A 2720-nucleotide genomic window follows, 5' to 3' on the forward strand; every position below is an offset into this window, starting at 1 on the left:
CCGGCACATGCCTGTTGAAACTCAACGCCATCCGGCTACCGGACGGCGTGACAATGGAAAGTCAAACCCTCTGGGGATCGATCGGATGGGGCACACCGGCAGCTCTTGGATGCGCTTTAGCTGAACCCGAGCGTCGGGTCGTTTTGGTCACCGGTGATGGCGCCCACCAGCTCACGGTGCAGGAAATCGGGGTGATGGGCTTTACAGGGGTAAATCCAGTGGTGATCGTTCTGAATAATGGCCTCCATGGGATCGAGGCGTTGATCAGTGAAACGGGACATGCCTACAACGATTTGCCGCCTTGGCGCTACTCAAACATTCCTGCTGCCCTTGGCTGCAAGGGTTGGTGGTGTGGACGGGCTGGAACCGTTGCGGAACTTGAGCAAGCATTCTCCGCAATCAGCGCTCATCAAGGTGCTGCTTACCTCGAAGTGCTCATTCCTGCTGAAGAGAGCCAGCCCCTAGCGGAGGAGGTCATTGAAATCTTTCACCAGACGACGACTCCTAAATCGGCGTTACCTGACTAAAGGCTCTCCTATGGCAATGTTTAACGGATCAGCTGTGCCGGGTCGATACAGAGCATTGATTCCTCTCGCTAATGGCAGCGATGATGATCGTGCTGGGAGCTCCCTTTGACCGTTGCCAGCTAGTACGAACTCAAGGGATTGTTCTTCGATCATCAGAACACCATTGTTGACATCTGTTGCTACCACCTGCATTGATAACGTCTGCTCAAGCTGTGTCGTATTGGCTGCTTCCCGGCGGGAAGGATCAGGCGGCATTGGATCAACTTTCTGCGCTGGCCTGTCAGTCGGTCATGGCTTGCACATTGCCTCCGCATATCACGCTCTACAGCGAGCCTCTTGATGGCGCTCCTGATGCCAGCCAAGAGCAAGTGATCGATCGACTTCAGAAGCTCGCCGATTGCCGTCAACCTGTGCAGCTTTGGCCTAAAGCGATTGAAGCCACTCGGATTTACACGCAGAGTCTTGTTCTTCGCTTCAACACTGGAGCCAGGGCCGAACTGTTCCCTTGGTTCATCCAGCTACGTCAACGCTCAGCGTCTGATTGCGGATACCGGCTTGATCCGCATCTGAGCTTGCTGTATTGCCAAGATACTCTTGAGCAAAGGCAGGAGCTAGCTCAGCGACTTCCACTTCCAGAAGGTCCACTGTTGTTTCAGCGGATCAGCGCAGTCACTCATCCGCTTACGATCAACGGCCCCGCCGATATCGCTGCATGCTTCACCATTCACACCTGTTCTTTGTCTTGATCCCGTAATTGAGAGGTTCAACCAAGAAGTTCCTTTTTTAAATGTGCAATACGTGTCAATAATTCAGCTCTCTTTTGTTGCTTTAATAGGTTAGAAGTCACAAATCGAACCAAAGCCACAAGCCCTATAAGCTCTGCAATACTCCCAAGCACACCACCAAAAAGAGGTAGTTGATTCATTGAGTGCAATAGATTAATCGTCATTAAAAGTGCCAAACCAAGCAGGATCGCTCCGAAAATGGAGAGAAATACTGGATAGATGTGCCTAAATCCTTCAAGATTGAGTCCTCGTAACGACTCCATTCCTTGCTTGAGATACTCAAAGAGTTGAGAAACATTAGGTGGAGTCTCTTTGCTGTCTTCGTCTTGGGAAGAAACAACATCAATTTCACCAGCTTCTGGAGCAACAGCTATAACTGGTTCCGGAAGTGATTGAGGTTGTTCTGCTTCCTCTGAATTCAGCTCGATAGGCGAGACGTCATCTGGCTCTTTGAACGGCAATTCCTCTTGATTGGCTGAATTGTCTTTCTCCATCTCACCTATCAATAACATCTCCTTACTATGAGCCAATATGATACAAGAAGAATGTGGATTTAAGGAAACATTAAATCTAAACACAAATCTCATCGTAAAGTTTCTAAAATGCAACAATGCTCCATCTTCTAGGTAACAAATGTACATTTTTTAGAGTCAACACTGAAAAGGGGAATCATTGATGAGTCACTCTCAATCTGATGCCTTTATAAGTCACGGTGTGATTGCTATAGGCGAATCTCGCTATCCGCTATCGTTTGAGACAAGCATCAGTAATGGCTCTGCCTAGCAGTGATTTTTTAACCTGGCAGAACTTGTCTGTAACCCTTGTGTTCAAAGACGCGTAAGGGGGTTGCGAACAGATTGCTCAGCTTGTGATCCAGCAGTAATTGCCTGGGAGTTCCATCCCCACAGAGTCTTCCATGCTTAACGAACAAAATTCTGCTCATTTCTGGAATGATGGTGTCGATGCGATGCGTGATGACAAGCAGAGTGGTGCCTTGATGGCATAGTTTCCGCATCGTATCCAGGAGTTGATGGCATGCCTTGAGATCGAGAGCTCTACAAGGTTCATCAAGAACCAAGACCTTGGGGTCGTGCACGAGTGCTCTTGCAATCATCAACCGACGACGTTGGCCATCTGATAATTCTCCAAAAGGTTGCTCCGCAAAAGTATCAAGATTCAATTGTGCCAGAAGTGATTCGCTTCGTTCTAGCTGTTTCGAATTAGGGATCTGATCACGACCAAGTCTCGTAGATCCAAAAAAACCACTCAAAATTAATTCTTTTGCACGAATTTTTGGAGAAAATCGTGTCTCGAGATCACTGCTTGCAAGTCCAAGTGAGGAGCGTAGCTGCCAAATATTGATCGTGCTTTGACCAAACAGTTTAAAATGAGAATCTGGCTTCACTAA

5 protein-coding genes are annotated in these 2720 nt (G+C 48.1%); 2 read left to right on the forward strand and 3 right to left on the reverse strand.

Translation table 11 applies throughout. From position 1 onward, the window contains the following. Positions 1-527, forward strand: a 527-nt coding sequence (locus NCN04_RS10275) for a thiamine pyrophosphate-dependent enzyme (RefSeq protein WP_250396036.1), incomplete at its 5' end; no start/stop codon positions are given. Here NCN04_RS10275 and NCN04_RS10280 read toward each other — a convergent pair. Next, positions 516-782 carry a hypothetical protein gene (locus tag NCN04_RS10280; protein ID WP_250396037.1) on the reverse strand — a complete coding sequence of 89 codons (267 nt, stop codon included), beginning with the start codon at positions 780-782 and terminating at the stop codon, positions 516-518. The two genes, NCN04_RS10275 and NCN04_RS10280, sit on opposite strands and share 12 nt — an antisense overlap. Here NCN04_RS10280 and NCN04_RS10285 point away from each other — a divergent pair. Continuing rightward, positions 782-1273, forward strand: a complete 492-nt coding sequence (locus tag NCN04_RS10285; protein ID WP_250396038.1) for a hypothetical protein — start codon at positions 782-784, stop codon at positions 1271-1273. The two genes, NCN04_RS10280 and NCN04_RS10285, sit on opposite strands and share 1 nt — an antisense overlap. Before the next feature lie 17 nt (positions 1274-1290). Here NCN04_RS10285 and NCN04_RS10290 read toward each other — a convergent pair whose 3' ends face one another. Both NCN04_RS10290 and NCN04_RS10295 read right to left on the reverse strand, forming a co-directional pair. Next, entirely contained in the window at positions 1291-1806 is a 516-nt protein-coding gene (locus NCN04_RS10290; RefSeq protein ID WP_250396039.1) for a CAAD domain-containing protein, read from the reverse strand. Between the two features lie 299 nt (positions 1807-2105). Then, the coding region (locus NCN04_RS10295) for an ATP-binding cassette domain-containing protein (RefSeq protein WP_250396040.1) at positions 2106-2720 on the reverse strand (615 nt) is incomplete at its 5' end.

The sequence above is a fragment of the Synechococcus sp. MU1655 genome (genome assembly GCF_023630655.1).
Taxonomy (GTDB): domain Bacteria; phylum Cyanobacteriota; class Cyanobacteriia; order PCC-6307; family Cyanobiaceae; genus Synechococcus_C.